Origin of the sequence: Enterobacter sp. K16B (assembly GCF_020216105.1) — a bacterium.
Lineage (GTDB): Bacteria > Pseudomonadota > Gammaproteobacteria > Enterobacterales > Enterobacteriaceae > Enterobacter > Enterobacter sichuanensis.
In genome coordinates this window covers 81,626-102,981 of record NZ_JAIWJZ010000003.1, presented here as the reverse complement: position 1 = coordinate 102,981, position 21,356 = coordinate 81,626, and the positions used below count along the sequence as shown (strand labels likewise).

At 56.3% G+C, this 21,356-nt stretch carries 24 protein-coding genes and 1 pseudogene; 18 read left to right on the top strand and 7 right to left on the bottom strand.

Translation table 11 applies throughout. From position 1 onward, the window contains the following. Positions 1-206: 206 nt before the first annotated feature. The 3 genes and pseudogenes from LDK53_RS01130 to paaZ all read right to left on the bottom strand — a co-directional run bounded on the left by LDK53_RS01130 (position 207) and on the right by paaZ (position 3,160). Entirely contained in the window at positions 207-602 is a 396-nt protein-coding gene (locus LDK53_RS01130) for a hypothetical protein (protein WP_095440735.1), read from the bottom strand. Then, a pseudogene (locus LDK53_RS01125) lies at positions 580-937 on the bottom strand (type VI secretion system tube protein Hcp). The gene LDK53_RS01130 and the pseudogene LDK53_RS01125 overlap by 23 nt, the downstream one beginning before the upstream one ends. Positions 938-1,120: 183 nt before the next feature. Then, positions 1,121-3,160, bottom strand: coding sequence for a phenylacetic acid degradation bifunctional protein PaaZ (gene paaZ, locus LDK53_RS01120; protein WP_225283392.1), 2,040 nt, complete (start codon positions 3,158-3,160; stop codon positions 1,121-1,123). Positions 3,161-3,444: 284 nt separating this feature from the next. On the opposite strand from paaZ, the gene paaA reads away from it, so the two are divergent. The 13 genes from paaA (at position 3,445) to paaY (ending at position 14,687) form a co-directional block, all read left to right on the top strand. Continuing rightward, the gene (paaA, locus tag LDK53_RS01115; protein ID WP_047958490.1) at positions 3,445-4,374 is read left to right on the top strand and encodes a 1,2-phenylacetyl-CoA epoxidase subunit PaaA; all 930 of its coding nucleotides are present in this window, start codon (positions 3,445-3,447) and stop codon (positions 4,372-4,374) included. Between the two features lie 12 nt (positions 4,375-4,386). Next, a complete protein-coding gene (gene paaB, locus LDK53_RS01110) occupies positions 4,387-4,674 on the top strand; it encodes a 1,2-phenylacetyl-CoA epoxidase subunit PaaB (protein WP_025757972.1) in 288 nt (95 codons plus the stop codon). A gap of 8 nt (positions 4,675-4,682) precedes the next feature. Then, a complete protein-coding gene (paaC, locus tag LDK53_RS01105; protein ID WP_095449705.1) occupies positions 4,683-5,429 on the top strand; it encodes a 1,2-phenylacetyl-CoA epoxidase subunit PaaC in 747 nt (248 codons plus the stop codon). Between the two features lie 11 nt (positions 5,430-5,440). Further along, the gene (paaD, locus tag LDK53_RS01100) at positions 5,441-5,938 is read left to right on the top strand and encodes a 1,2-phenylacetyl-CoA epoxidase subunit PaaD (protein WP_225283382.1); all 498 of its coding nucleotides are present in this window, start codon (positions 5,441-5,443) and stop codon (positions 5,936-5,938) included. Positions 5,939-5,945: 7 nt separating this feature from the next. Then, positions 5,946-7,016, top strand: a complete 1,071-nt coding sequence (gene paaE, locus LDK53_RS01095; protein WP_225283380.1) for a 1,2-phenylacetyl-CoA epoxidase subunit PaaE — start codon at positions 5,946-5,948, stop codon at positions 7,014-7,016. After that, positions 7,013-7,780, top strand: coding sequence for a 2,3-dehydroadipyl-CoA hydratase PaaF (gene paaF, locus LDK53_RS01090; protein WP_225283378.1), 768 nt, complete (start codon positions 7,013-7,015; stop codon positions 7,778-7,780). The genes paaE and paaF overlap by 4 nt, the downstream gene beginning before the upstream one ends. Further along, positions 7,780-8,568 (top strand): 2-(1,2-epoxy-1,2-dihydrophenyl)acetyl-CoA isomerase PaaG, encoded by a 789-nt coding sequence (paaG, locus tag LDK53_RS01085; RefSeq protein ID WP_025757967.1) that lies wholly within the window; start codon positions 7,780-7,782, stop codon positions 8,566-8,568. The genes paaF and paaG overlap by 1 nt, the downstream gene beginning before the upstream one ends. Before the next feature lies 1 nt (position 8,569). Further along, entirely contained in the window at positions 8,570-9,994 is a 1,425-nt protein-coding gene (paaH, locus tag LDK53_RS01080) for a 3-hydroxyacyl-CoA dehydrogenase PaaH (protein WP_225283376.1), read from the top strand. After that, positions 9,984-10,406, top strand: coding sequence for a hydroxyphenylacetyl-CoA thioesterase PaaI (gene paaI, locus LDK53_RS01075; RefSeq protein WP_225283374.1), 423 nt, complete (start codon positions 9,984-9,986; stop codon positions 10,404-10,406). The genes paaH and paaI overlap by 11 nt, the downstream gene beginning before the upstream one ends. Further along, positions 10,406-11,611, top strand: coding sequence for a 3-oxoadipyl-CoA thiolase (gene pcaF / locus LDK53_RS01070; protein WP_225283372.1), 1,206 nt, complete (start codon positions 10,406-10,408; stop codon positions 11,609-11,611). The genes paaI and pcaF overlap by 1 nt, the downstream gene beginning before the upstream one ends. 27 nt (positions 11,612-11,638) lie before the next feature. Then, positions 11,639-12,961 (top strand): phenylacetate--CoA ligase PaaK, encoded by a 1,323-nt coding sequence (gene paaK, locus LDK53_RS01065; RefSeq protein WP_225283364.1) that lies wholly within the window; start codon positions 11,639-11,641, stop codon positions 12,959-12,961. 184 nt (positions 12,962-13,145) lie between these two features. Next, a complete protein-coding gene (paaX, locus tag LDK53_RS01060; RefSeq protein ID WP_025757961.1) occupies positions 13,146-14,081 on the top strand; it encodes a phenylacetic acid degradation operon negative regulatory protein PaaX in 936 nt (311 codons plus the stop codon). A 9-nt stretch (positions 14,082-14,090) separates the two neighbouring features. Further along, positions 14,091-14,687: a phenylacetic acid degradation protein PaaY gene (paaY, locus tag LDK53_RS01055; RefSeq protein WP_059385330.1), complete on the top strand. Its 597-nt coding sequence runs from the start codon at positions 14,091-14,093 to the stop codon at positions 14,685-14,687. A gap of 40 nt (positions 14,688-14,727) precedes the next feature. On the opposite strand, the gene LDK53_RS01050 is transcribed toward paaY, so the two are convergent. Continuing rightward, positions 14,728-15,348 carry a LysE family translocator gene (locus tag LDK53_RS01050; protein WP_047958500.1) on the bottom strand — a complete coding sequence of 207 codons (621 nt, stop codon included), beginning with the start codon at positions 15,346-15,348 and terminating at the stop codon, positions 14,728-14,730. A 208-nt stretch (positions 15,349-15,556) separates the two neighbouring features. On the opposite strand from LDK53_RS01050, the gene LDK53_RS01045 reads away from it, so the two are divergent. From LDK53_RS01045 to LDK53_RS01035, 3 genes are all read left to right on the top strand, one after another. Beyond that, complete coding sequence (locus tag LDK53_RS01045; protein WP_095451376.1) at positions 15,557-15,949, top strand: hypothetical protein; 393 nt, start codon at positions 15,557-15,559, stop codon at positions 15,947-15,949. A 171-nt stretch (positions 15,950-16,120) separates the two neighbouring features. Further along, a complete protein-coding gene (locus LDK53_RS01040; protein ID WP_225283361.1) occupies positions 16,121-16,603 on the top strand; it encodes a glutathione peroxidase in 483 nt (160 codons plus the stop codon). A gap of 116 nt (positions 16,604-16,719) precedes the next feature. Then, the gene (locus tag LDK53_RS01035) at positions 16,720-17,094 is read left to right on the top strand and encodes a cell envelope integrity TolA C-terminal domain-containing protein (RefSeq protein ID WP_126801635.1); all 375 of its coding nucleotides are present in this window, start codon (positions 16,720-16,722) and stop codon (positions 17,092-17,094) included. A gap of 39 nt (positions 17,095-17,133) precedes the next feature. On the opposite strand, the gene LDK53_RS01030 is transcribed toward LDK53_RS01035, so the two are convergent. After that, a complete protein-coding gene (locus LDK53_RS01030; protein WP_128339575.1) occupies positions 17,134-17,601 on the bottom strand; it encodes a GNAT family N-acetyltransferase in 468 nt (155 codons plus the stop codon). 119 nt (positions 17,602-17,720) lie between these two features. Further along, positions 17,721-18,659, bottom strand: a complete 939-nt coding sequence (locus tag LDK53_RS01025) for an omptin family outer membrane protease (RefSeq protein WP_059385332.1) — start codon at positions 18,657-18,659, stop codon at positions 17,721-17,723. Between the two features lie 242 nt (positions 18,660-18,901). Here LDK53_RS01025 and LDK53_RS01020 point away from each other — a divergent pair, with 242 nt between their 5' ends. Then, positions 18,902-19,813, top strand: coding sequence for a LysR substrate-binding domain-containing protein (locus LDK53_RS01020; RefSeq protein ID WP_225283348.1), 912 nt, complete (start codon positions 18,902-18,904; stop codon positions 19,811-19,813). A 97-nt stretch (positions 19,814-19,910) separates the two neighbouring features. Here LDK53_RS01020 and LDK53_RS01015 read toward each other — a convergent pair whose 3' ends face one another. Continuing rightward, a complete protein-coding gene (locus tag LDK53_RS01015) occupies positions 19,911-20,381 on the bottom strand; it encodes a hypothetical protein (protein ID WP_225283346.1) in 471 nt (156 codons plus the stop codon). A gap of 184 nt (positions 20,382-20,565) precedes the next feature. Here LDK53_RS01015 and LDK53_RS01010 point away from each other — a divergent pair, with 184 nt between their 5' ends. Beyond that, complete coding sequence (locus LDK53_RS01010; RefSeq protein WP_225283344.1) at positions 20,566-21,351, top strand: phosphotransferase family protein; 786 nt, start codon at positions 20,566-20,568, stop codon at positions 21,349-21,351. The last annotated feature ends 5 nt before the right edge of the window (positions 21,352-21,356 follow it).

Sequence of the window (21,356 nt, the reverse complement as noted above, 5' to 3'; positions counted from 1 at the left end):
CGTACTTGTGTACGCTCCCGGGGATTCGTTCCCTTGCCGCCTTCCTGCCACTCGAATTATTTAGGGTATATTCTGTTGTGATAGCCTTATCCTGACAGGCGCATGAGAAAAGCGTTTGCCTGCATCTGCCAGATTATTTGTCAGTCTTGCCAGGTTAAAAAAAGAGCGAGGATACATCACATCCCCGTGATAACGACCCCATGCGATCAGTCAGCGGATCTATCGAGATGAATAGGTACATCGAACCCAACTGCAGTGAAAGCGTAAATATTTCCGCGAACGCGTAGATAAATTTCTCCGTTGGTAACCGTTGCAGTGGCTTTAGCATCGTTGGTAATCATGACAGGCTTGATGTCTGACAGGTGAGACATAAACTCTTCAGTGCTTTTTCTCGCATCATAGAGATAAAAGTGAAACGTATTTTTGGATAAAGAACTCGCTTCAACCTGGGTGATATAGAGAGTTAATTGATCGTTAACGCTAATCTTTTCCTGAATATTTTCATACACGGTGAAAAGATTACGGAACGGATACATGATAAACACCAGGAAAATGACAACCACTATCCCGGCTCGCCAGTTAAAAACCCGACCGTCGCGCATAATCTATTCCGCTATCCACGAACTGCACGTTACCGTCGCAATATGTCCAGGTTCTTTTATCGTTGCGTAGTTCCACGACTTCAAGATGATTGTGTTTTTCTTTTGTCGGGTCTTTAGTGTCATGCATCAATCGCGTAACAGAAACGACGTGAATATTATCGAGATGCATATTCGACTTCCTGCCCGGCATTATTAATGCGATAGCACCTGAATTCTGCAGTATTAAGGGGGTGGCCAGTGACTTCAATACTTCCCTCACGGTTACGAATATCTACCGAGCCTGTGATTTTTGAGCCGCCATCGTCAGTTAAGAAAAGGTAAACAGGAATTGCCATAATCTATTAATCTTCCATGTAATTTAATCAGGGAACATTCCCGGCATTAAATAATAACCATGCTAACTATCTGGTCAATTTGCTTAATGTTTCTGGTTGTAACTTATCCAGACTACGTTGACTGGATGGTTTGCTTAACCAAATCCATCCAGTCCTTTTCTCTGCAGGTGGTGTTGCTGCGGATTAAAAATCATCCTGCTGGCGTGCCACCAGCGTCAGAATGGAGTAGAGCGCCACCGCCTGCTGGTGCTGGTTGAAAATCTCAACCGCCCATTCCACCACGCCGGTGGGTTTTTCCTCTGCGGTACGCTGTTTCTTCAGCGTTTTACGTTTGCAGGTGAGACGTACCTGAATGGTATCGCCCGGTTTCACCGCCTCGATAAAGCGCAGGTTTTCCATACCGTAGTTGGCAATAACCGGCCCGACGCCGGCGTCGACAAACAGGCCTGCCGCGGCGGAGATCAGGAAGTAGCCGTGCACCACGCGCTCGCCAAATATCGACTCTGCCGCGCCGATCTTGTCCATATGGGCATAGAAGTGGTCGCCGCTCAGGCAGGCAAAGTTCACGATGTCCGCTTCCGTCAGGGTACGACGCGGCGTCAGCAGGCTGTCGCCCGGCTGCAGCTCCTCGAAGTATTTGCGGAACGGATGCACGCGATCTTCCTGCACCGTTGCGCCGCGCACCCACTGTTTACCAATGGCGGCCAGCATGGTCGGACTGCCCTGGATTGCGGTGCGCTGCAGGTAGTGCTTCACCGCGCGCAGTCCACCCAGCTCTTCGCCGCCGCCCGCGCGGCCCGGACCGCCGTGAACCAGCTGCGGCAGCGGGGAGCCGTGGCCGGTAGACTCTTTTGCGGATTCCTCGTTAAGGATCTGAATACGGCCGTGGGCGCGCGCCGCACCGGCAATAAACTGGCGGGCAATGGCCGAATCGGCGGTAACCAGCGTTCCCGCCAGGCTGCCGCCGCCGGCGCGGGCAAGCTGCATCGCGTGCTGTGCATTGCGATATGGCATCAGAGTTGCAACCGGGCCGAAAGCCTCTGTCGCGTGGACCGCAGGGGTTTCATCCGGCTGCGGACAGAACAGCAGGGTCGGTGGGAAGAATGCGCCAGCGGCCTGCATATCCGCTTTTCCACCCAGACGGATCTCACAGCCAGCGGCGATCAGCTGATTCACCTTCTCCTGCACGTCCGTGCGCTGTTCAGCGTTGACCAGCGCGCCCATCTTCACCCCTTCCTGCGCCGGGTCGCCCACCACCACCTTTTCCAGCCGCGCAATCAGCGCCTGGCTGACGGCCTGAATCTGGTTTTGCGGGACGATAATGCGGCGGATGGCGGTACATTTCTGTCCGGCCTTGGCGGTCATCTCACGCACCACTTCCCGGATGAACAGGGCGAACTCCGGCTGTTCCGGGGTGACGTCTTCACCCAGCACGCAGCAGTTCAGGGAGTCGGCCTCCATGGTGAATGGAATGGAATTCGCCACAATGTTGGGGTGCACGCGCAGGCTTTGTCCGGTGCTGGCGGAGCCGGTAAAGGTGACCACGTCCTGGCTGTCGAGCTGTTCGAGCAGATCGCCCGCGCCGCCGCAGATCAGGCTAATGGCGCCGTCCGGCACCAGTCCGCTGTCCACGATGGATTTCACCATCGCCTGCGTGACCTGCGCGGTAGCGGTCGCGGGTTTGATAATGGCGGGCATGCCGGCAAGCCACGTCGGCGCCAGTTTTTCCAGCATCCCCCAGCAGGGGAAGTTAAAGGCGTTGATATGCACCGCCACGCCGGACTTCGAGGTCAGAACGTGACGCGCCGCAAAGCCGCCTTCTTTTGACAGTGGGATCAGTTCATCCTCCGGCCACAGCGTGTCATCCGGCAGTTCACGGCTGCCCAGGCTGGCGTAAGTGAAGAGGGTGCCGATGCCGCCTTCAATATCGACCCAGCTGTCTGCTTTCGTCGCCCCGGTCTGGGCGGAGAGGGCATAAAACGTCTCTTTCTCACCAAGCAGGTGCTTTGCCACCGCCTTCAGCATGGCCGCACGTTCGATAAAGGTCATCGCGTGAAGTGCTTCGCCGCCGCGCTCAATCGCATAGCGTCGGGCGGCTGCCATATCCAGCCCTTCGCTGGTCACGCTCCACAGCGCTTCGCCACTGATGGCGTGATGAATAGTGCGTTCACCTCCCCGGCCAGACTGCCAGGTACCGGACAAGAAGCTGGCTAACTGCTGCATCGCTTATCTCCAAATGTTACGTAATTTCACTATTAATAGTTTGATCGTGAATCATAAAAATCAAGCTGAGTTTTAATGAATTGTTAACATTGTGATCCGGAATGACGAATCATTGCGCTCACATCGCAGTGATGAGAGGGGCTCAGGTAAAGCCTTGCGAGCGACATCACAAAACCAGGAAACAATTCTTGGGGTTATATTTAACCTTTGTGTAACTTTTAAAAAACAAAGTGATTCAGCATTACACTTTAGTTTGCAATCTAACGAATCATAAAGGTGATGACGTGACGCAAGAACAACGGTTTGAGCAGCGCATAGCGCAGGAGACGGCGATTGAGCCTCAGGACTGGATGCCTGATGCCTACCGTAAGACGTTGATCCGCCAGATTGGACAGCATGCGCACTCCGAAATTGTCGGCATGCTGCCGGAGGGGAACTGGATCACCCGCGCGCCGACGCTGCGTCGAAAGGCGATCCTGCTGGCGAAGGTGCAGGACGAAGCCGGACATGGGCTCTACCTCTACAGCGCAGCCGAAACGCTGGGCTGTGCGCGGGAAGACCTCTACCAGAAGATGCTCGACGGCAAGATGAAGTACTCCTCCATTTTTAACTATCCGACCCTGAGCTGGGCCGATATCGGCGTGATTGGCTGGCTGGTAGATGGCGCCGCCATCGTCAACCAGGTGGCACTGTGTCGCACCTCTTACGGGCCCTATGCCCGGGCGATGGTGAAAATCTGTAAAGAAGAGAGCTTCCACCAGCGTCAGGGCTTTGAAGCCTGCATGGCGCTGGCGCAGGGGAGCGAGGCCCAGCGCCAGATGCTGCAGGACGCCATCAACCGCTTCTGGTGGCCGGCGCTGATGATGTTCGGGCCGAACGATGACAACTCGCCGAACAGCGCCCGCAGCCTGGCCTGGAAAATCAAACGTTTCGGTAATGACGAACTGCGCCAGCGCTTTGTCGACAACACAGTGCCGCAGGTGGAGATGCTGGGCATGACGGTGCCCGATCCCGATCTGCGCTTTGACGAAGAGAGCGGTCACTACCGCTTCGGTGAGATTGACTGGCAGGAGTTTGAAGAGGTCATTAACGGACGCGGGATCTGCAATCACGAACGCCTGGCGGCCAAGCGTAAAGCCTGGGAAGAGGGGGCATGGGTGCGGGAAGCCGCGCTGGCACATGCTGAAAAACAACGCGCCCGTCAGGCCGCATAAGAGGAAATAACCATGAGCAATGTCTACTGGCCGCTGTACGAGGTGTTCGTACGCAGCAAACAAGGGTTGTCCCACCGTCATGTGGGCAGCCTGCATGCCGCCGACGACCGCATGGCGCTGGAAAATGCCCGTGATGCCTACACCCGGCGCAGCGAAGGGTGCTCTATCTGGGTGGTTAAGGCGAGCGAGATTGTCGCTTCCCAGCCGGAAGAGAGCGGCGAGTTCTTCGACCCGGCGGAAAGCAAGGTTTACCGCCACCCGACGTTTTACACCCTCCCCGACGGCATCGAGCACATGTGAGGCAAAGAATGAATTCAGTGACTGCCTATGCCCTCCGTCTGGGCGACAACGGTCTGGTGCTCTCCCAGCGTCTGGGCGCCTGGTGTGGCCACGCCCCGGAGCTGGAAATTGACCTCGCGCTCGCCAATATCGGGCTTGACCTGCTGGGCCAGGCGCGCAATTTCCTGAGCTATGCTGCCGGGCTGGAAGGACAGGGTGATGAAGACACGCTGGCGTTTGGTCGTGACGAGCGTCAGTTCCGCAATCTTCTGCTGGTGGAACAGCCGAACGGCAGCTTCGCCGACACGATTGCCCGCCAGTATCTGATGGATGCCTGGAACGTCGCGCTGTACGAACGCCTGACCCAAAGCCGCGACAGCCAGCTTGCCGCCATCGCCGCCAAAGCGATTAAAGAGGCACGCTACCACCTGCGCTTTAGCCGCGGCTGGCTGGTGCGGCTGGGGGACGGCACCGAAACCTCCGCGCAAAAAATGCAGCAGGCCATCGACAACCTGTGGCGTTTTACGGCGGAGCTGTTTGAGGCGGATGACGTCGAGCTGGAATTGATTGACGCCGGCGTGGCGGTTGACCCGCGCACGCTGCGTCAGCCGTGGGAAAGCGAAGTTTTTGCCGGTCTGAATGAAGCCTGCCTGCGGGTGCCCGAAGAGGTGGCGTACCGCACCGGGGGCAAGAAAGGGCTGCATACCGAACATCTCGGTCCGATGCTGGCGGAAATGCAGTATCTCCAGCGCGCGTATCCCGGTCAGCAGTGGTAAAGGAGAACGCTATGCAACGCCTCGTCGACATCGCGCCTGCGCAAATTCCGCAAATCTGGGCGCTGTTAAGCCAGATCCCGGACCCGGAAGTGCCGGTACTCACCATCACCGATTTAGGCATGGTGCGCAGCGTGAAGGCGCAGAGGGAAGGCTGGGTTATTGGCTTCACGCCCACCTACTCGGGGTGTCCGGCAACGGAACATCTGCTGGGGGCGATCCGCGACGCGATGACCGCCCATGGCTTTACCCCGGTGCATATCGTGCTCCAGCTTGAACCCGCCTGGACCACCGACTGGATGACCGCCGACGCGCGCGAGCGCCTGCGGGCATACGGCATCAGCCCACCCGTGGGCCATAGCTGTCACGCGCACGCGCCGGCCGGGGTGAGCTGCCCGCGCTGCGCCAGCACCGACACCTCGCTTATCAGTGAATTTGGTTCGACGGCCTGCAAAGCGCTCTATCGCTGTAATGCCTGCCGTGAGCCCTTCGACTATTTCAAATGTATTTGAGGCTGCCATGACAACGTTTCATTCATTAACAGTGGCAAAAGTGGAACCCGAAACCCGCGACGCGGTGACCATCACGTTCGCGGTGCCGCAGGCGCTGCAGGAAGCCTACCGCTTTCGTCCCGGCCAGCACCTGACCCTGAAAACGACGCTGGGCGGGGATGAGTTGCGCCGCTGCTACTCCATCTGCCGGAGTAGCGCTCCGGGCGAGATCAGTGTGGCGGTTAAAGCCATCGAAGGCGGTCGCTTTTCCCGCTTTGCCCGGGATGAGATCAAAGCGGGTATGGCGCTGGAGGTGATGGTTCCCCAGGGGCAGTTTGGCTACCAACCCCAGGCAGAGCGCGAGGGGCACTATCTGGCGATTGCAGCAGGCTCCGGGATCACCCCGATGCTGGCGATTATCTCCGCGACGCTGGCGACCGAACCGAACAGCCATTTCACGCTGATTTACGGCAACCGCAGCAGCCAGAGCATGATGTTCCGCCAGGCGCTGGCGGACCTGAAGGACAAATACCCGCAGCGGCTGCAGCTGGTCTCCATTTTCAGCCAGGAGCGGCTGGACAGCGACCTGCTTTATGGCCGCATCGACGGGGAAAAGCTGCAGGCGCTGGCGAAAACCCTGATCAACTTCCGCCAGTATGACGAAGCGTTTATCTGCGGCCCATCGGCGATGATGGACGACGCCGAAGCCGCGCTGAAGGCGCTGGGAATGCCGGATAAATCGATTCATCTTGAGCGCTTCAATACCGCCGGAATCACTGTTAAACGCGCGGTGCACGTGCAGGCTCAAGGTCAGAAAGTGACCGTGCGCCAGGACGGACGCGACCGTGAAATAACCCTGACGGCGGACGACGAAAGCATACTTGATGCCGCCCTGCGCCAGGGGGCGGATCTCCCGTATGCCTGCAAGGGCGGCGTGTGCGCCACCTGTAAATGCAAAGTGCTGCGCGGGAAGGTGGACATGGCGACCAACTACAGCCTGGAGCCGGACGAGCTGGCCGCCGGGTATGTGCTGAGCTGCCAGTCGTTGCCGCTTACCGCTGATGTGATCGTGGATTTTGACGCGAAGGGGATGGCATGAGCGAACTGACTGTCACCCGTCATGGCCGCGTGCTGCAGCTGACGCTGAACCGTCCGGCGGCACGCAACGCCCTCAATAATGCGCTGTTAACGCAGCTGGCGGAGCAGCTTGAGGCCGCCGCAGCGGATACCGGAGTCGCTGTCTGCGTGATTTACGGCAACGAACGCTGCTTTGCCGCCGGGGCGGATCTCAGTGAAATGGCGGAGAAAGACCTGCCTGCCACCCTGAACGATATTCGCCCGCAGCTGTGGGCACGTATCAACGCTTTTCCTAAACCGCTGATCGCCGCCGTGAACGGCTTCGCGCTGGGAGCGGGCTGCGAGCTGGCGCTGCTGTGCGACGTGGTGATTGCCGGTGACAACGCCCGTTTTGGCCTGCCGGAAATCACGCTCGGCATTATGCCCGGCGCGGGCGGTACCCAGCGTCTTATCCGCTGCGTCGGTAAATCGCTGGCCAGCAAAATGGTGCTGACCGGCGAGAGCATTTCCGCAGAGCAGGCGCTGAGCGCCGGGCTGGTCAGCGACGTTTTCCCGGCCGCGCTGACGCTGGAGTATGCCCTGAAGCAGGCGAGCCTGATGGCGCGCCACTCGCCGCTGGCACTGCAGGCGGCGAAACAGGCGCTGCGCCAGTCTCAGGAGGTGCCGCTGCAGGCCGGGCTGGCCCAGGAGCGTCAGCTGTTTACGCTGCTCTCTGCCACTGAAGACCGCCGGGAAGGCATCGACGCCTTCTTACAAAAACGCACCCCCGACTTTAAAGGACGCTAATTGTGGAATTTATTCTCAGTCATGTAGAACAGGGCGTAATGACCCTTACGCTGAACCGTCCGGAGCGTCTGAACAGCTTCAATGACGTGATGCATCAGCAACTCGCCGAGTGCCTGAAACAGGCTGAGCGTGATGACACCGTTCGCTGCCTGCTGATCACCGGCGCCGGACGCGGTTTCTGTGCCGGTCAGGATCTGAATGACCGTAATGTCGACCCCAACGGCCCGGCGCCGGATCTGGGAATGTCCGTTGAAACCTTTTACAACCCGCTGGTTCGTCGCCTGGCAAAACTGCCGAAGCCGGTCATCTGCGCGGTCAACGGCGTGGCGGCCGGAGCCGGTGCCACGCTGGCGCTCGGGTGCGACATGGTGATTGCGGCGCGTTCCGCCAGTTTTGTGATGGCCTTCAGCAAGCTCGGGTTAGTCCCGGACTGCGGTGGCACCTGGCTGCTGCCGCGGGTAGCCGGACGCGCCCGTGCCATGGGGCTGGCGCTGCTCGGTGACAAGCTGAGCGCCGAACAGGCGCAGGCCTGGGGGATGATCTGGCAGGTGGTGGATGACGAACAGCTCTCCGCTACCGCGCAGCAGATGGCGCTGCACTTTGCGTCGCAGCCGACCTTCGGACTGGGACTGATCAAGCAGGCGATCAATGCCGCGGAAACCAACACCCTGGACGCTCAACTCGATCTCGAGCGCGACTATCAACGTCTGGCCGGGCGCAGCGACGACTATCGCGAGGGCGTCAGCGCCTTCCTGGCGAAGCGCGCGCCACACTTTACGGGGAAATAAGATGTTGAACATACGGACTGTCGCCGTGATTGGCAGCGGCACGATGGGGGCCGGCATTGCCGAGGTTGCTGCCAGCCACGGCCATCAGGTGCTGATTTACGACATCTCTGCTGATGCGATTTCACGCGCCATTGAGGGGATCCGCCAGCGTCTGGCTTCCCGGGTCACGCGCGGCAAACTCTCTGCAGATGCCAGCGGACAGATCCTCGCCCGGCTGCTCCCGGTCACTGATATCAGCGCACTCTCAATGGCGGAGCTGGTGATAGAGGCCGCTTCTGAGCGTCTTGAGGTGAAAAAAGCACTGTTTGTCCGGCTGGCTGAGATCTGCCCGGCGCAGACGGTACTGACCAGCAACACCTCTTCCATTTCGATCACGGCAATCGCGGCGGATGTACACCACCCGGAACGCGTCGCGGGGCTGCATTTTTTTAACCCGGCGCCGGTGATGAAGCTGGTGGAAGTGGTCAGCGGGCTGGCGACCTCCCCGGAAGTGGCCGACACGCTGTGCGAGCTGGCGCTCAACTGGGGGAAACAGCCGGTTCGCTGCCAGTCAACGCCGGGGTTCATCGTCAACCGCGTCGCGCGTCCGTTCTATTCCGAAGCCTGGCGCGCGCTGGAAGAGCAGGTGGCCGCGCCGGAGGTGATTGACGCTGCCCTGCGCGAAGGGGGCGGTTTCCCGATGGGGCCGCTGGAGCTGACCGACATGATTGGTCAGGACGTTAATTTTGCGGTGACCTGCTCGGTATTTAACGCCTTCTGGCAGGAGCGGCGTTTTCTCCCCTCGCTGGTGCAGCAGGAGCTGGTGCTGGCTGGAAGGCTGGGCAAAAAGAGCGGGAAGGGCGTTTACGACTGGCAGGGTGACAAACCCACCGTACAGTGGATTGAGACCGTAGATGACAGCTACAGCCCGATGCGCGTTGAGAAAGAAGGTGACGGTGTCACAAAAATTGATGATGTATATCTCATCGAAACGCAGGGGGAAACCGCGCAGGCCCTGGCGTTACGCCTGAGCGGCCCGGTGGTGGTGGTAGACCGCATTGAAGGTGACGTGGCGGTGATTGCGGCCGCCGCCAGTAACCCCCTGACCTCGACGCAAAAAGTCATCCGTTACCTGCAACAGCAGGGAAAAAGGGTGGTGCAAATCGCCGATTATCCTGGCCTGTTGATCTGGCGCACGGTGGCGATGATTGCCAATGAAGCGCTGGATGCCCTGCAAAAAGGGGTGGCCAGCGAGAAGGATATCGATACCGCCATGCGTCTTGGCGTCAACTACCCGAGCGGCCCGATCGCCTGGGGGGAACGACTGGGCTGGCAGCGCCTGCTGACGCTGCTGGAGAACCTGCAGCGCCATTATGGTGAAGAACGCTATCGCCCCTGTTCACTGCTGCGCCAGCGCGCGCTTCTGGAGAGTAGCTATGAGTCATAACGCCTGGCACAACGCCCGCGCCATGTACGAACGGGATGCCTGCGCGCAGGCTATGGGGATGGACATTGTCGAGATGGACGAGGGCTACGCGGTGGTGACCATGACCATCACCCCGCAGATGCTCAACGGGCACAACACCTGCCATGGCGGACAGCTGTTTTCGCTGGCGGACACCGCTTTTGCCTACGCCTGCAACAGCCAGGGGCTGGCAGCGGTGGCCTCAGGCTGCTCGATTGATTTTCTGCGTCCGGGCTTTGCCGGGGACACGCTTACCGCGACCGCGCGGGTGAAGCATCAGGGCAAGCTGACGGGCGTGTATGACATTGAGATCCATAATCAACAACAGAAAACCGTCGCCCTTTTTCGCGGGAAATCTCACCGCATCGGCGGCAGTGTGACAGGAGAGGTCTGATGGGTGATGCATTTATTTGTGATGGCGTTCGAACCCCGGTGGGGCGCTACGGTGGCGCGCTTTCCACGGTAAGGACCGACGATCTCGGTGCCGTGCCGCTGCGTGCGCTGCTGGCCCGCTACCCGCAGCTCGACCTCGAGCGGATAGATGATGTGATTTTCGGCTGCGCCAACCAGGCGGGGGAAGATAACCGCAACGTGGCGCGTATGTCGGCATTGCTGGCCGGGCTCCCGCAAACGGTCTCCGGGACCACCATCAACCGCCTGTGCGGCTCCGGGCTGGACGCGATTGGTTTTGCCGCACGCGCTATCAGGGCGGGCGACGGCGATCTGCTGATTGCGGGCGGCGTGGAGTCGATGTCCCGTGCGCCGTTTGTGATGGGCAAAGCCACCGCCGCGTTTCAGCGTCAGGCGGAGATCTTTGATACCACCATCGGCTGGCGATTTGTGAATCCGCTCATGCATCAGCACTTCGGAACGGACAGTATGCCGGAAACGGCAGAGAATGTAGCTGAACTGTTAAATATCAGTCGTGCCGATCAGGACGCTTTTGCGCTGCGCAGCCAGCAGCGTACCGCACAGGCGCAGCAGAACGGCATTCTGGCGCAGGAGATCGTGCCGGTGCAGGTAGCGGGTAAAAAGGGCGCGGTCACCGAATTCAGCGTGGATGAACATCCGCGTGCGGACACCACGCTTGAACAGCTGGCTGCACTGAAAACGCCGTTCCGTCAGAACGGGGTAGTCACGGCGGGCAATGCCTCCGGCGTCAACGACGGCGCGGCGGCGCTGATCGTTGCCAGCGAGCAGACGGCGCTGGCGCAGGGGTTAGTCCCGCGCACGCGGATCGTGGCGATGGCAACGGCTGGCGTGGCGCCACGCCTGATGGGATTAGGCCCGGTACCTGCCACCCGCAAGGTGCTGGAGCGTGCCGGGCTCAGTATTAACGATATGGACGTTATCGAACTTAACGAAGCTTTCGCCTCCCAGGCGCTGGGCGTGCTGCGTCAGCTGGGGCTGCCGGATGATGCCGCACACGTTAACCCAAACGGTGGCGCGATTGCGCTTGGCCACCCGCTCGGCATGAGCGGGGCCAGGCTGGCGCTGGCAGCCAGCAATGAACTGCATCGACGCGGCGGGCGGTACGCGCTGTGTACGATGTGCATCGGTGTGGGTCAGGGCATTGCCCTGATCCTTGAGCGTGTTTGATCAAATTTTCAATGTGAGTACCCTGCAATGACAACGACAAATACAACAAAGCTTGATCCGATTGAGACGGCCTCCATTGACGAGTTACAGGCGCTGCAGACCGAGCGTCTGAAATGGACGCTGCATCACGCCTATAACAACGTGCCGATGTACAAACGCAAGTTTGACGCCGCGGGCGTTCACCCTGACGATTTCAAAGAGCTGGCGGATATCCGTAAATTCCCGTGCACCACCAAGCAGGACCTGCGGGATAACTACCCATTCGATACCTTTGCCGTGCCGATGGAGCAGGTGGTGCGTATTCACGCCTCATCCGGTACCACTGGCAAACCGACGGTTGTCGGCTACACGCAAGGCGACATTGACAACTGGGCCAATCTGGTGGCCCGTTCCCTGCGCGCCGCGGGCGGCAGCGCGAAGGACAAGATTCACGTGGCGTATGGCTATGGCCTGTTTACCGGCGGGCTGGGGGCACACTATGGTGCCGAGCGCTTAGGGGCGACGGTGATCCCGATGTCCGGCGGCCAGACGGAGAAACAGGCGCAGCTGATCCGCGATTTCCAGCCGGATATGATCATGGTGACGCCCTCCTACTGTCTCAACCTGATTGAGGAGCTGGAGCGGCAGATGGGCGGCGATGCCAGCAGTTGTTCCCTGCGCGTGGGTGTCTTCGGCGCCGAGCCGTGGACCCAGGCGATGCGCCGCGAAATTGAGAAACGCTTAGGCATCACGGCGCTGGACATCTATGGCCTCTCGGAGGTCATGGGACCCGGGGTGGCGATGGAGTGTATCGAAACCGTTGATGGCCCGACCATCTGGGAAGATCACTTCTACCCGGAAATCGTCAACCCGAACGATGGCACGCCGCTGGATGACGGCGAGCAGGGCGAACTGCTGTTCACCACGCTGACCAAAGAGGCGTTGCCGGTGATCCGCTATCGCACCCGCGACCTGACGCGTCTGCTGCCGGCGACGGCGCGCAGCATGCGCCGCATGGACCGCATCAGCGGTCGCAGTGACGATATGCTGATCATCCGCGGCGTTAACGTCTTCCCGTCACAGCTGGAAGAGGAGATTGTGAAGTTCGAACACCTCTCTCCGCACTACCAGCTGGAGGTCAACCGTCGCGGGCATCTTGATTCACTTTCCGTGAAGGTGGAGCTAAAAGAGAGCAGCCTGACGCTAACGCACGAGCAGCGTTGCCAGGTGTGTCACCAGCTGCGTCACCGCATTAAGTCGATGGTGGGGATTTCCACCGACGTGATGATCGTGAACTGCGGCAGTATCCCGCGCTCAGAGGGCAAAGCCTGCCGGGTGTTTGATCTGCGTAAGGTGGCGGCCAACGGTTGATACACCCCCCCTCATCCTGACCTTCTCCCCGAAGGGGAGAAGGGACTGTACGGTGCGGTCTTTTCCCTCCCCAGAAAGAGGAGAGGGGACTGCTCGGTGCGGTCTTTTCCCCTCTCCCCTCTGGGGAGAGGGTCAGGGTGAGGGTCCTATGCTATGATTCATCCAGGACAAAAATAACAACAGAATGAATCACATGAATAAACTCGACGCCTTTATCCAGCACGCGGTCAGCTCCGTTCCAGTCAGCGGGACATCCCTTATTTCCTCGTTATACGGTGACGCGCTTTCCCATCGCGGCGGTGAGATTTGGCTCGGTAGTCTGGCCGCCCTGCTGGAAGGTATGGGGTTTGGTGAACGCTTCGTGCGTACCGCGCTGTTCCGCCTCAACAAAGAGGGCTGGCTCGACGTCTCGCGCATCGGGAGGCGCAGCTTTTACCGCCTGAGCGATAAAGGGCTGCGCCTGACGCGTCGCGCGGAGAATAAGATCTACCGCGCGGAACTGCCCGCCTGGGATGGTAAATGGTTACTGCTGCTCTCCGAGGGGCTGGATAAAAACACCCTCGCCGACGTTAAAAAACAGCTTATCTGGCAGGGGTTTGGCACGCTGGCGCCGAGCCTGATGGCCTCGCCGTCGCAGCATCTGGCGGATGTGCAGTCCCTGCTACACGATGCCGGCGTGGCAGAAAATGTGATCTTCTTCGAAGCCCACTCGCCGCTGGCGCTCTCCCGCGCCGCGCTGCGTTCCCGGGTCGAAGAGTGCTGGCAGTTGACCGAGCAAAACGCGATGTACGAGACGTTTATCAGCTCGTTCCGCCCGCTGCTGCCGCTGCTGAAAGAGGCCGCGCCGGAAGAGCTGACGCCGGAACGCTGCTTCCAGATCCAGCTGTTACTGATCCACTTTTATCGTCGTGTGGTGCTGAAAGACCCGCTGCTGCCGGAGGAGTTACTGCCTGCGCACTGGGCCGGGCAAAGCGCCCGACAGCTCTGCATCAATATTTATCAGCGTGTGGCACCGGGGGCGCTGGCGTTTGTCAGCGAGAAGGGCGAAACCTCCGTCGGCGAACTGCCTGTGCCCGGCACGCTCTACTATCAACGCTTTGGCGGTTTGACAAGCGCATAAGGAGTGAGGATGCCAGTTTATCAAATTGACGGTCTGACGCCGGTGGTGCCGGACGAGAGCTATGTACACCCAACGGCGGTGCTGATTGGCGACGTGATTCTGGGCAAAGGTGTTTATGTCGGCCCTAATGCCAGCCTGCGCGGTGATTTCGGCCGTATCGTGGTGAAAGACGGGGCGAACATTCAGGATAACTGCGTCATGCACGGTTTCCCGGAGCAGGACACGGTGGTGGAAGAGGACGGGCATATTGGCCACAGTGCGATCCTTCACGGCTGTGTGATCCGCCGCAATGCGCTTGTGGGCATGAACGCGGTGGTGATGGACGGTGCCGTCATTGGTGAGAACAGTATCGTCGGCGCCGCGGCGTTCGTGAAGGCGAAAGCGGAGATGCCCGCCAACCATTTGATCATCGGCAGCCCGGCAAAGGCGATCCGCGAGCTGAGCGAGCAGGAGCTGGCCTGGAAGCAGCAGGGCACGCGGGAGTATCAGGTGCTGGTGGAACGCTGCAAGCTGACGATGCATCAGGTAGAGCCGCTGCGTGAGGTTGAGCCAGAGCGGAAACGGCTGACGTTTGATGAGAATTTACGGCCGAAGTCGTCGGTGTAGGGGGAGGGTCCGCTTCGCGGCAGAAGCGGACGAAAGAGACTTATCTTGTGCTTAGCGCCAGTTTAGCCGCGAAGCACAAAAACAAGCCTCCTGTTGCCCTGTCCATAACCTTGATCACGCCACTTCTCTTCAGGATGCCTGACGCAAAATGCGTCGATAAAATAAGCGTCACTGACCATATCGTGCCGATTGTCACGTGGATACTGACCAGCAAAAACGTCCAGAGTAAAGGAGAGTGACCGGCAGGTATAAACTGAGGCAAAAAAGAGACATAGAAAATACCCATTTTGGGGTTGAGCACATTACCCATCATCCCTCTCATAAACCAGTTCCCATGAGAAGCATGATTGCCGTCGCTGAGACCGAAAGACGATCGGGGGCGTACCAGCAGCTGTAAGCCCAGCCAGCTTAAATAGGCTGCACCACAAATTTTCAGCACGGTGTATGCCAGCTCAGAAACGGCCAGCAGAGCGCCAAGCCCCAAAGCGACCAGCGCTCCCCATATAAAACAGCCAGCATCGATGCCAAGCGCAGTGTGAATAGCTTTTCGTCCCCCTTCAGCACAGGCCGTTCGAAGAATCAGAGCCGTATCCAGGCCAGGCGTGAGAGTGAGCAGGAGTGCAGCGAAGGAGAAAGTGAGAAGTGAATCAGCAACAGTCATTTTCTTTACCCGAAAGATTGGATTTTACTCATACACCTGTCCCCAGGCAATCCATTGCTGAAATTTAACCGCTGGTTGAGTCGGTGAAGATGGTTTCTTAACCAGTCTTACATCGCAACGCACTATTCTTATCAAGAAACGCTTCAGGGGGCCGATAATAATCTGTGGATTAAACGTAATTCCTGAAAATAAAAAATGGATGATTTCGATGAAAATGACTTATAAGCATATCCAACAACCTTGTCAGCATGAAGGGTGTGGTATTGCTGTTATGGCCCGTTTACTTCAAAAAACTTATGAAGAAACGTTACACATTGCAATGGAAAAAGGTTTCTGTGATAAATATAAACGTGTCAATCTTGCGCAAATGAAACGATTTTTGCTTTATATCGGATTGGAGAATGTTTCGTTTATAAAACACGACGGGGCCAGTGAACCGAAAAATAATGGTATATTTCATGGCCGCTGGGATAATGTTACGAGTGGGGCTCGCCACTGGATTGCTGGCTACGAAGGTCTGTATTTTGATCCTTTATTACCTCATCCCGTACCTCATTTACCTGAGGGATTCCATGTGACGCAAATTTTCAATCATCCTTGAATATTAACGGCTGGAAGACTCCTTTTATTGGGAAAGTAGCACGTATTGGGACTTATATAACGGGCGTATAGATATTTTAATCCTCAATGCCGCTCAGTGGCTGTAAAGATCCGAATCACGTGCTATGTGGTAATGTTGAGGGTGAATACATTCCGCTTTGAGGTTGCCAGTATGACGCATTTTTATCAATTTACAGCCACCCGCCTTGATGGCCGACCGGTCGCTATGGCCGACTACGAGGGTAAGGTGGTGCTGGTCGTGAATACGGCTAGCCTGTGTGGCTTTACGCCGCAGTACGCTGCTCTTGAAGCGTTATACAAGAAATACGCGCCTCAGGGATTTGTCGTGCTTGGCTTTCCCTGTAATCAGTTCGGTAAACAGGAGCCCGGCGGCACCGACGACATCTCAAGAACCTGCCACATAAACTACGGTGTCAGTTTTCCGATATTCGAGAAAATAGAGGTCAATGGCGCCGCCGCGCACCCGCTGTTTCGTTACCTGAAAGACGAATTGCCCGGCGTGCTGGGTGGGCGGATCAAGTGGAACTTTACGAAATTCCTGATTGGACGCAACGGTAAACCGCTCAAACGTTTTGCACCGATGACCACGCCCGAGAAAATGGAATCGGCGATTTGCGCCGCACTGACAGGCTAATTATTAGTAGTTGAGTAGCGACCAGCAGTTACGAAAGAATAGGCCAACACTGTTGAGGTTTAAATGGATTTAGGGAGCAAGACGTGGACGTGTCTGACACAGTAAAGAAAATCGTGATGCTGGCCATTGTGGCGAGCCTGGCTGCGGGATGCGCGCCGTTACATCCATCAGGGTGCCATAAGACCACGGCAACGGGGTCTTGTGGTTCCGGACGCTGGGACGATCAGGATGAATGGGGGGCGCAGGCACGGGCGATCAAGGCGGCAATAGAAGACAAAATTGACGAGCCGCAAAAGTGGAAAGGGAAAAAATGCCGGTTGCATATTGAATTTGCTCAGGATGGCACGGCGTTAGCTATCTCAACCAGTGACGGCAATAAAGCCTGGTGCGAAGCGCTAAAATCAGCAGCCCAAAAAGCCACATTCCCGGCCTTCAATAATCCGGAAGTCTACAGAGATTTTCAAAAATCCGGCTTTGACATGCGAGGTTAGCTCCCGGTTAGTCTTTATGCGCTGCGGTAACAGTGTTGATCAGCCCGGCTTTTTAGCATTGGTATAAATATCAGGTCGCGTAATTGTCCAGGCATAGTTTTCCCTGTTTACGGGCTCGTAGCCCAATTTTTCATAAAGCCAGGGCGCAGTTGTGGTAAATAGCATGATCCTCCGAAATTGCGGAAAAACGGGATGATCGTGGATGCACTCTATTATCCATCTGCCCAGCCCTTCACCCTGATACTCTTCCAGGACATAGACATCGCAAAGATAGGCGAAGGTCGCATAATCCGTGACCAGTCGCGCGAAACCAATCTGCCGTTCATGATGATAAAGACCAAAGTTAAGGCTGTTTTCAACGGACGCCGCGACGATGTCCAGGTGAATGCCTTTTGCCCAGGATGACCGGGTCAGATACTGATGGATTGCCTGCACGTCCAGTTTCGCTCTGTCCGTACTGACCAGGTAGTTATTCTTGCGCCATTCATATTTCGCTGAAACAGTCATTGTTACTTTGCCCGGTTATGAGAGAGTGAATCTACATTATCATCTAATTAACACAGCGTAACGAAAAGGCCCCATTAGGGGCCTGAACTGTATTAACAATCGACTGCGTTTCGCCTGGATTAGAAGCGATATTGCAGACCCGCTGTAATGGTATAGTTGTGGTTAGAAATACCCGCAGCGTCCCCACCAATAGAGCCGGACTGCCCGGTATTGGTATCAATAATCTGCGTACCGCCTTTACCTTCTTCGTAGCTGCTATAGGTAAATTCAGCAAATACTTTGGCATGCGGAGTGACATAATACCCGGCATCGACGGATGCGCCATAATAGCGGGAATCGCTAGTTTTCTCACGGAAGGTCAGATCGCGCATATAGTGCTCGTCGTTATCATGCGCACGGACCCAGTCACTGAATTTAAACAGGGCATTAAACTCAAAGTCATTAAATCGGTACTGTCCTGCAAGACCAATATAGGGCATGGAGAAACGCTGGCTATAACCAATGCCGCGTTCGCCTGCCGGGAAGTTCCCTTTATAGGTGCCGTTATCGTAATTGTAAGTACCGCCAGTCGCCGTCCAGCTGAAGCGGGTTTCCTGATAACCTGCGGTAACGCCCGCTTTATAATTATCGCCCTGGAAGATCCAACCTTTTACGTTGAGATCGTATTCATTGGCATAGTTAACGTTCGTCGCTGGATGGCTCGAATGGTCTGTCCAGGAGGATTGTTTTGCATTCATCCAGTCATAGTCATCCATATGACCAGAGCCTGATGCGAGGGATGTCCAGCCGCGGGCGTTCAGTGTCAAAAAGGAGTAAGCATCCCAGGAAATATCGCCTTTCAGAATGGCGACATTTTTAATTTTCCAGTCCAGCTGGCTAATTTTTCTTCCTGTCACTTCGTCATAAACCATCTCGTGAGATTTTCCGCTCAGCATCCCGGCAGAGGCTGAAACCGTTAAACTCTCTGGTGAAAAATCCGGAGTGACTTGTGCTGGTCCTGCATATACTGCCCCTGAAAACGCGGCCATCATCATTCCCGCAACGACTTTATTTGTCATTTTTATTTCCCTAAATCAAATTAATCAATGAGTTGCAGACAAATCTTAAAAGTCATACAAATAAGAATCAACTGCCAGTTTTGGTATTTTTTTTCGTGTCAGAACTTAAGCGAAATATAATCTTGTGAATACAGGTGTTGTACCCGGCGAAAAGATCGGACACATTAATCCCGTGAGTAACCGCCTAACGGTTATTAGCCAAAAAAATAACGCAATGAATATTCATCACTTAAAGGGAAATTATGTCCTTACCTCCGCTGTATGCCCTGCGCGCTTTTGAAGTAGCCGCGCGGCTGAACTCCTTCAGCAAAGCCGCTGAAGTGCTCAATATCACACCGGGTGCGGTCAGCAGGCATGTCCGGACGCTTGAAACGTGGTTTGACTGTGAGCTCTTTAAACGGCAGGGGCCGAGAGTCGAGGTCAGCGACGCCGGGCGTATCCTGGCAGGACAGCTTAGCGAAAGTTTCTCGAATATCGAGTGGGCCTGTCGCGCATTCCGAAGTGAAAATCATCTGTTGCGTCTTAAAGCGCCCAGCACCCTGACGATGCGATGGCTTCTGAATGTCCTCAAATCCTTTCGCGAGAACCATGCAAAACCTAAACTTGAAATCGCCAGCGTCTGGATGGACTTTGACACCGTAGACTTCAGCCGCGAGCCGTATGATTGCGCGATCCTCCTCGGCAATGGCTACTTTGGCGAGTCAACGGAGAGCCGGTTGCTTTTCAGCGAATGGCTCATTCCGGTGTGTACGCCGTCTTTGCTGGAGTCTGCCCGGCACCAGCTTTCGCAGTGCGATCTTATCCATCCCTCTCCGGACAGACGGGACTGGAAACGCTGGCTGAAAAGGACCGGGTTATATCCGGGGCTCGACATGAGTAGCGGGATCGTGTTCGACACCCTGGAGCAGGGAAGTCTTGCCGCCATGCACGGGCATGGTATTGCGATGGCCGATCTTCGGCTCACGCTGGAAGCCCTGGAAAGCGGACTGCTTGCATTACCCTTCAGGGAAGCCATCGACACAGGCGACGGCTATTATCTTGTCTGGCCGAAAAATTCACTCAGAACACACAGTATCGAACGCCTGCGGGACTGGCTTAACCTCCATACGCCAGTAGTTCCTGCTCTGGATATTGTCTGTCTGAACGTTGAATAGTCACCTTCGCCCGGCGGCGCTACGCTTGCACGGGCCTGCAACAAAGGCCGGGTAAGCGCAGCGTCACCCGACAAAAAGGGCTGCCACAGGCATAACATCAAGCGTAGGGAATATTTGCCATGTGTTTATATCTTTCCGGCAGCGCGCTGTTCAGATTAAGCAATTTATCGATAATATAAAGCGCAGGCGTACCTTTTTCGCGCTCAGCATCAATCAATGCTGAACGTAACAGATTGGCAGCCGTTGTTATTTTCTGGAAATAAGCCTCAGACTCAGGCGTCTGTACTTCACCTGATGCGGCGTAACGCACCCGGGGCCAGTCCGCGAAGTCAAGCAGCGGAAGGAGCCCATCTTCTTTTGGCAGATGCGCCGCGAGCAGCTCCTCGGCGTTACCCGGCGCGCTCTGGGCGAAAGAGAGCAAATGCAGTCGATGAATAAAGGGTGACAGCGCTTCGGAATGTTCTTTTTCTGTTGACAGTATTTTAATTAAGTCATGTAAGCTTTCAGCGATATTATTTTTATGCGGCGCGATAATTTTCATGACCGGGAGTAAAACATCGAGTGTCATAGGTGCTCCATACAGGCAGAGTGGTATTTATAATTTAAAAGGGATGATGACCTGATGGTATTTAACGTGATTACGTTTGAAAAACGATAAATAGTGAGCATCAGTGTGAGTTTTACTCAACATCTTATTTATCCCATCACGCTATACTTACGACCAGAAACCGAACGTATCGAATGAGGATGGTATGTCTAACGACAACTTATCCAGAATGGGCGCAGCAAAGGTACGCCTTTTGACGGATCAACATGGCAATCAGATAATTGAAAAAAGCCCTGTTAGTGATGTTGAATACTGCTTTTATGAGCGTGCGGCGGAGCCGCTCAAGAGGGCTGTTGAATCACCTCGACTGTTGCACGCAGATCCTCATCAACACGTTCTGAGGCTCGAGTACGTTCCGCATAAGATCTCCCAGGATGAGGTTACTGCTGACGAAATATTGAGACGACTTTCACGCCTTCACGATTATCCTGCCGACCCCGCATGGATTTATCACCCCCATAGCTGGCCTGAGTCATCGCTTGAAAGATCGCTGTCTCTTCTGAAATTACCCGTCCGCATTGAGCGGCAGTTGCGCTATTTTCACCATGCGGGCAGCGTTTTGTTTAGCCAGGAATGTTTGATTTCTGGTGATACGAATGCGGGTAACTGGGGCAGAAGAGAAAACGGCGATGTAATCCTTTTTGACTGGGAAAGGTTCGGCACGGGCAGTCCGGCTATCGACCTTGCTCCGCTGGTGAAAGGGATGGGTACAAGACAAAGCATTTTGCAGCTTGCCGAACGCTACTGTTTATTTACTGCTCATTCCGTTGCAGACAGGTTAGCCAGAGAAATCACTATCGCCAAAGCATGGATTGTCACTGAAGTCGTGTTATTACTGCATGAAAGGAAAAAGCCTGATCTGAATATCTACCTTAACTGGTACAGGGACCATCTTCCCGGCTGGCTGGATGAGTCCGTCACCCTTCTTTGAGGCCC

What these genes read in the sequence shown, in the direction of transcription:
- LDK53_RS01130 (WP_095440735.1), bottom strand. Translation starts at nt 602, where the DNA reads ATGCGCGACGGTCGGGTTTTTAACTGGCGAGCCGGGATAGTGGTTGTC.
- paaZ (WP_225283392.1), bottom strand. Translation starts at nt 3,160, where the DNA reads ATGCAGCAGTTAGCCAGCTTCTTGTCCGGTACCTGGCAGTCTGGCCGG.
- paaB (WP_025757972.1), top strand. Translation starts at nt 4,387, where the DNA reads ATGAGCAATGTCTACTGGCCGCTGTACGAGGTGTTCGTACGCAGCAAA.
- paaC (WP_095449705.1), top strand. Translation starts at nt 4,683, where the DNA reads ATGAATTCAGTGACTGCCTATGCCCTCCGTCTGGGCGACAACGGTCTG.
- paaD (WP_225283382.1), top strand. Translation starts at nt 5,441, where the DNA reads ATGCAACGCCTCGTCGACATCGCGCCTGCGCAAATTCCGCAAATCTGG.
- paaE (WP_225283380.1), top strand. Translation starts at nt 5,946, where the DNA reads ATGACAACGTTTCATTCATTAACAGTGGCAAAAGTGGAACCCGAAACC.
- paaF (WP_225283378.1), top strand. Translation starts at nt 7,013, where the DNA reads ATGAGCGAACTGACTGTCACCCGTCATGGCCGCGTGCTGCAGCTGACG.
- paaH (WP_225283376.1), top strand. Translation starts at nt 8,570, where the DNA reads ATGTTGAACATACGGACTGTCGCCGTGATTGGCAGCGGCACGATGGGG.
- paaI (WP_225283374.1), top strand. Translation starts at nt 9,984, where the DNA reads ATGAGTCATAACGCCTGGCACAACGCCCGCGCCATGTACGAACGGGAT.
- pcaF (WP_225283372.1), top strand. Translation starts at nt 10,406, where the DNA reads ATGGGTGATGCATTTATTTGTGATGGCGTTCGAACCCCGGTGGGGCGC.
- paaK (WP_225283364.1), top strand. Translation starts at nt 11,639, where the DNA reads ATGACAACGACAAATACAACAAAGCTTGATCCGATTGAGACGGCCTCC.
- paaX (WP_025757961.1), top strand. Translation starts at nt 13,146, where the DNA reads ATGAATCACATGAATAAACTCGACGCCTTTATCCAGCACGCGGTCAGC.
- paaY (WP_059385330.1), top strand. Translation starts at nt 14,091, where the DNA reads ATGCCAGTTTATCAAATTGACGGTCTGACGCCGGTGGTGCCGGACGAG.
- LDK53_RS01050 (WP_047958500.1), bottom strand. Translation starts at nt 15,348, where the DNA reads ATGACTGTTGCTGATTCACTTCTCACTTTCTCCTTCGCTGCACTCCTG.
- LDK53_RS01045 (WP_095451376.1), top strand. Translation starts at nt 15,557, where the DNA reads ATGAAAATGACTTATAAGCATATCCAACAACCTTGTCAGCATGAAGGG.
- LDK53_RS01040 (WP_225283361.1), top strand. Translation starts at nt 16,121, where the DNA reads ATGACGCATTTTTATCAATTTACAGCCACCCGCCTTGATGGCCGACCG.
- LDK53_RS01035 (WP_126801635.1), top strand. Translation starts at nt 16,720, where the DNA reads ATGCTGGCCATTGTGGCGAGCCTGGCTGCGGGATGCGCGCCGTTACAT.
- LDK53_RS01030 (WP_128339575.1), bottom strand. Translation starts at nt 17,601, where the DNA reads ATGACTGTTTCAGCGAAATATGAATGGCGCAAGAATAACTACCTGGTC.
- LDK53_RS01025 (WP_059385332.1), bottom strand. Translation starts at nt 18,659, where the DNA reads ATGACAAATAAAGTCGTTGCGGGAATGATGATGGCCGCGTTTTCAGGG.
- LDK53_RS01020 (WP_225283348.1), top strand. Translation starts at nt 18,902, where the DNA reads ATGTCCTTACCTCCGCTGTATGCCCTGCGCGCTTTTGAAGTAGCCGCG.
- LDK53_RS01015 (WP_225283346.1), bottom strand. Translation starts at nt 20,381, where the DNA reads ATGACACTCGATGTTTTACTCCCGGTCATGAAAATTATCGCGCCGCAT.
- LDK53_RS01010 (WP_225283344.1), top strand. Translation starts at nt 20,566, where the DNA reads ATGTCTAACGACAACTTATCCAGAATGGGCGCAGCAAAGGTACGCCTT.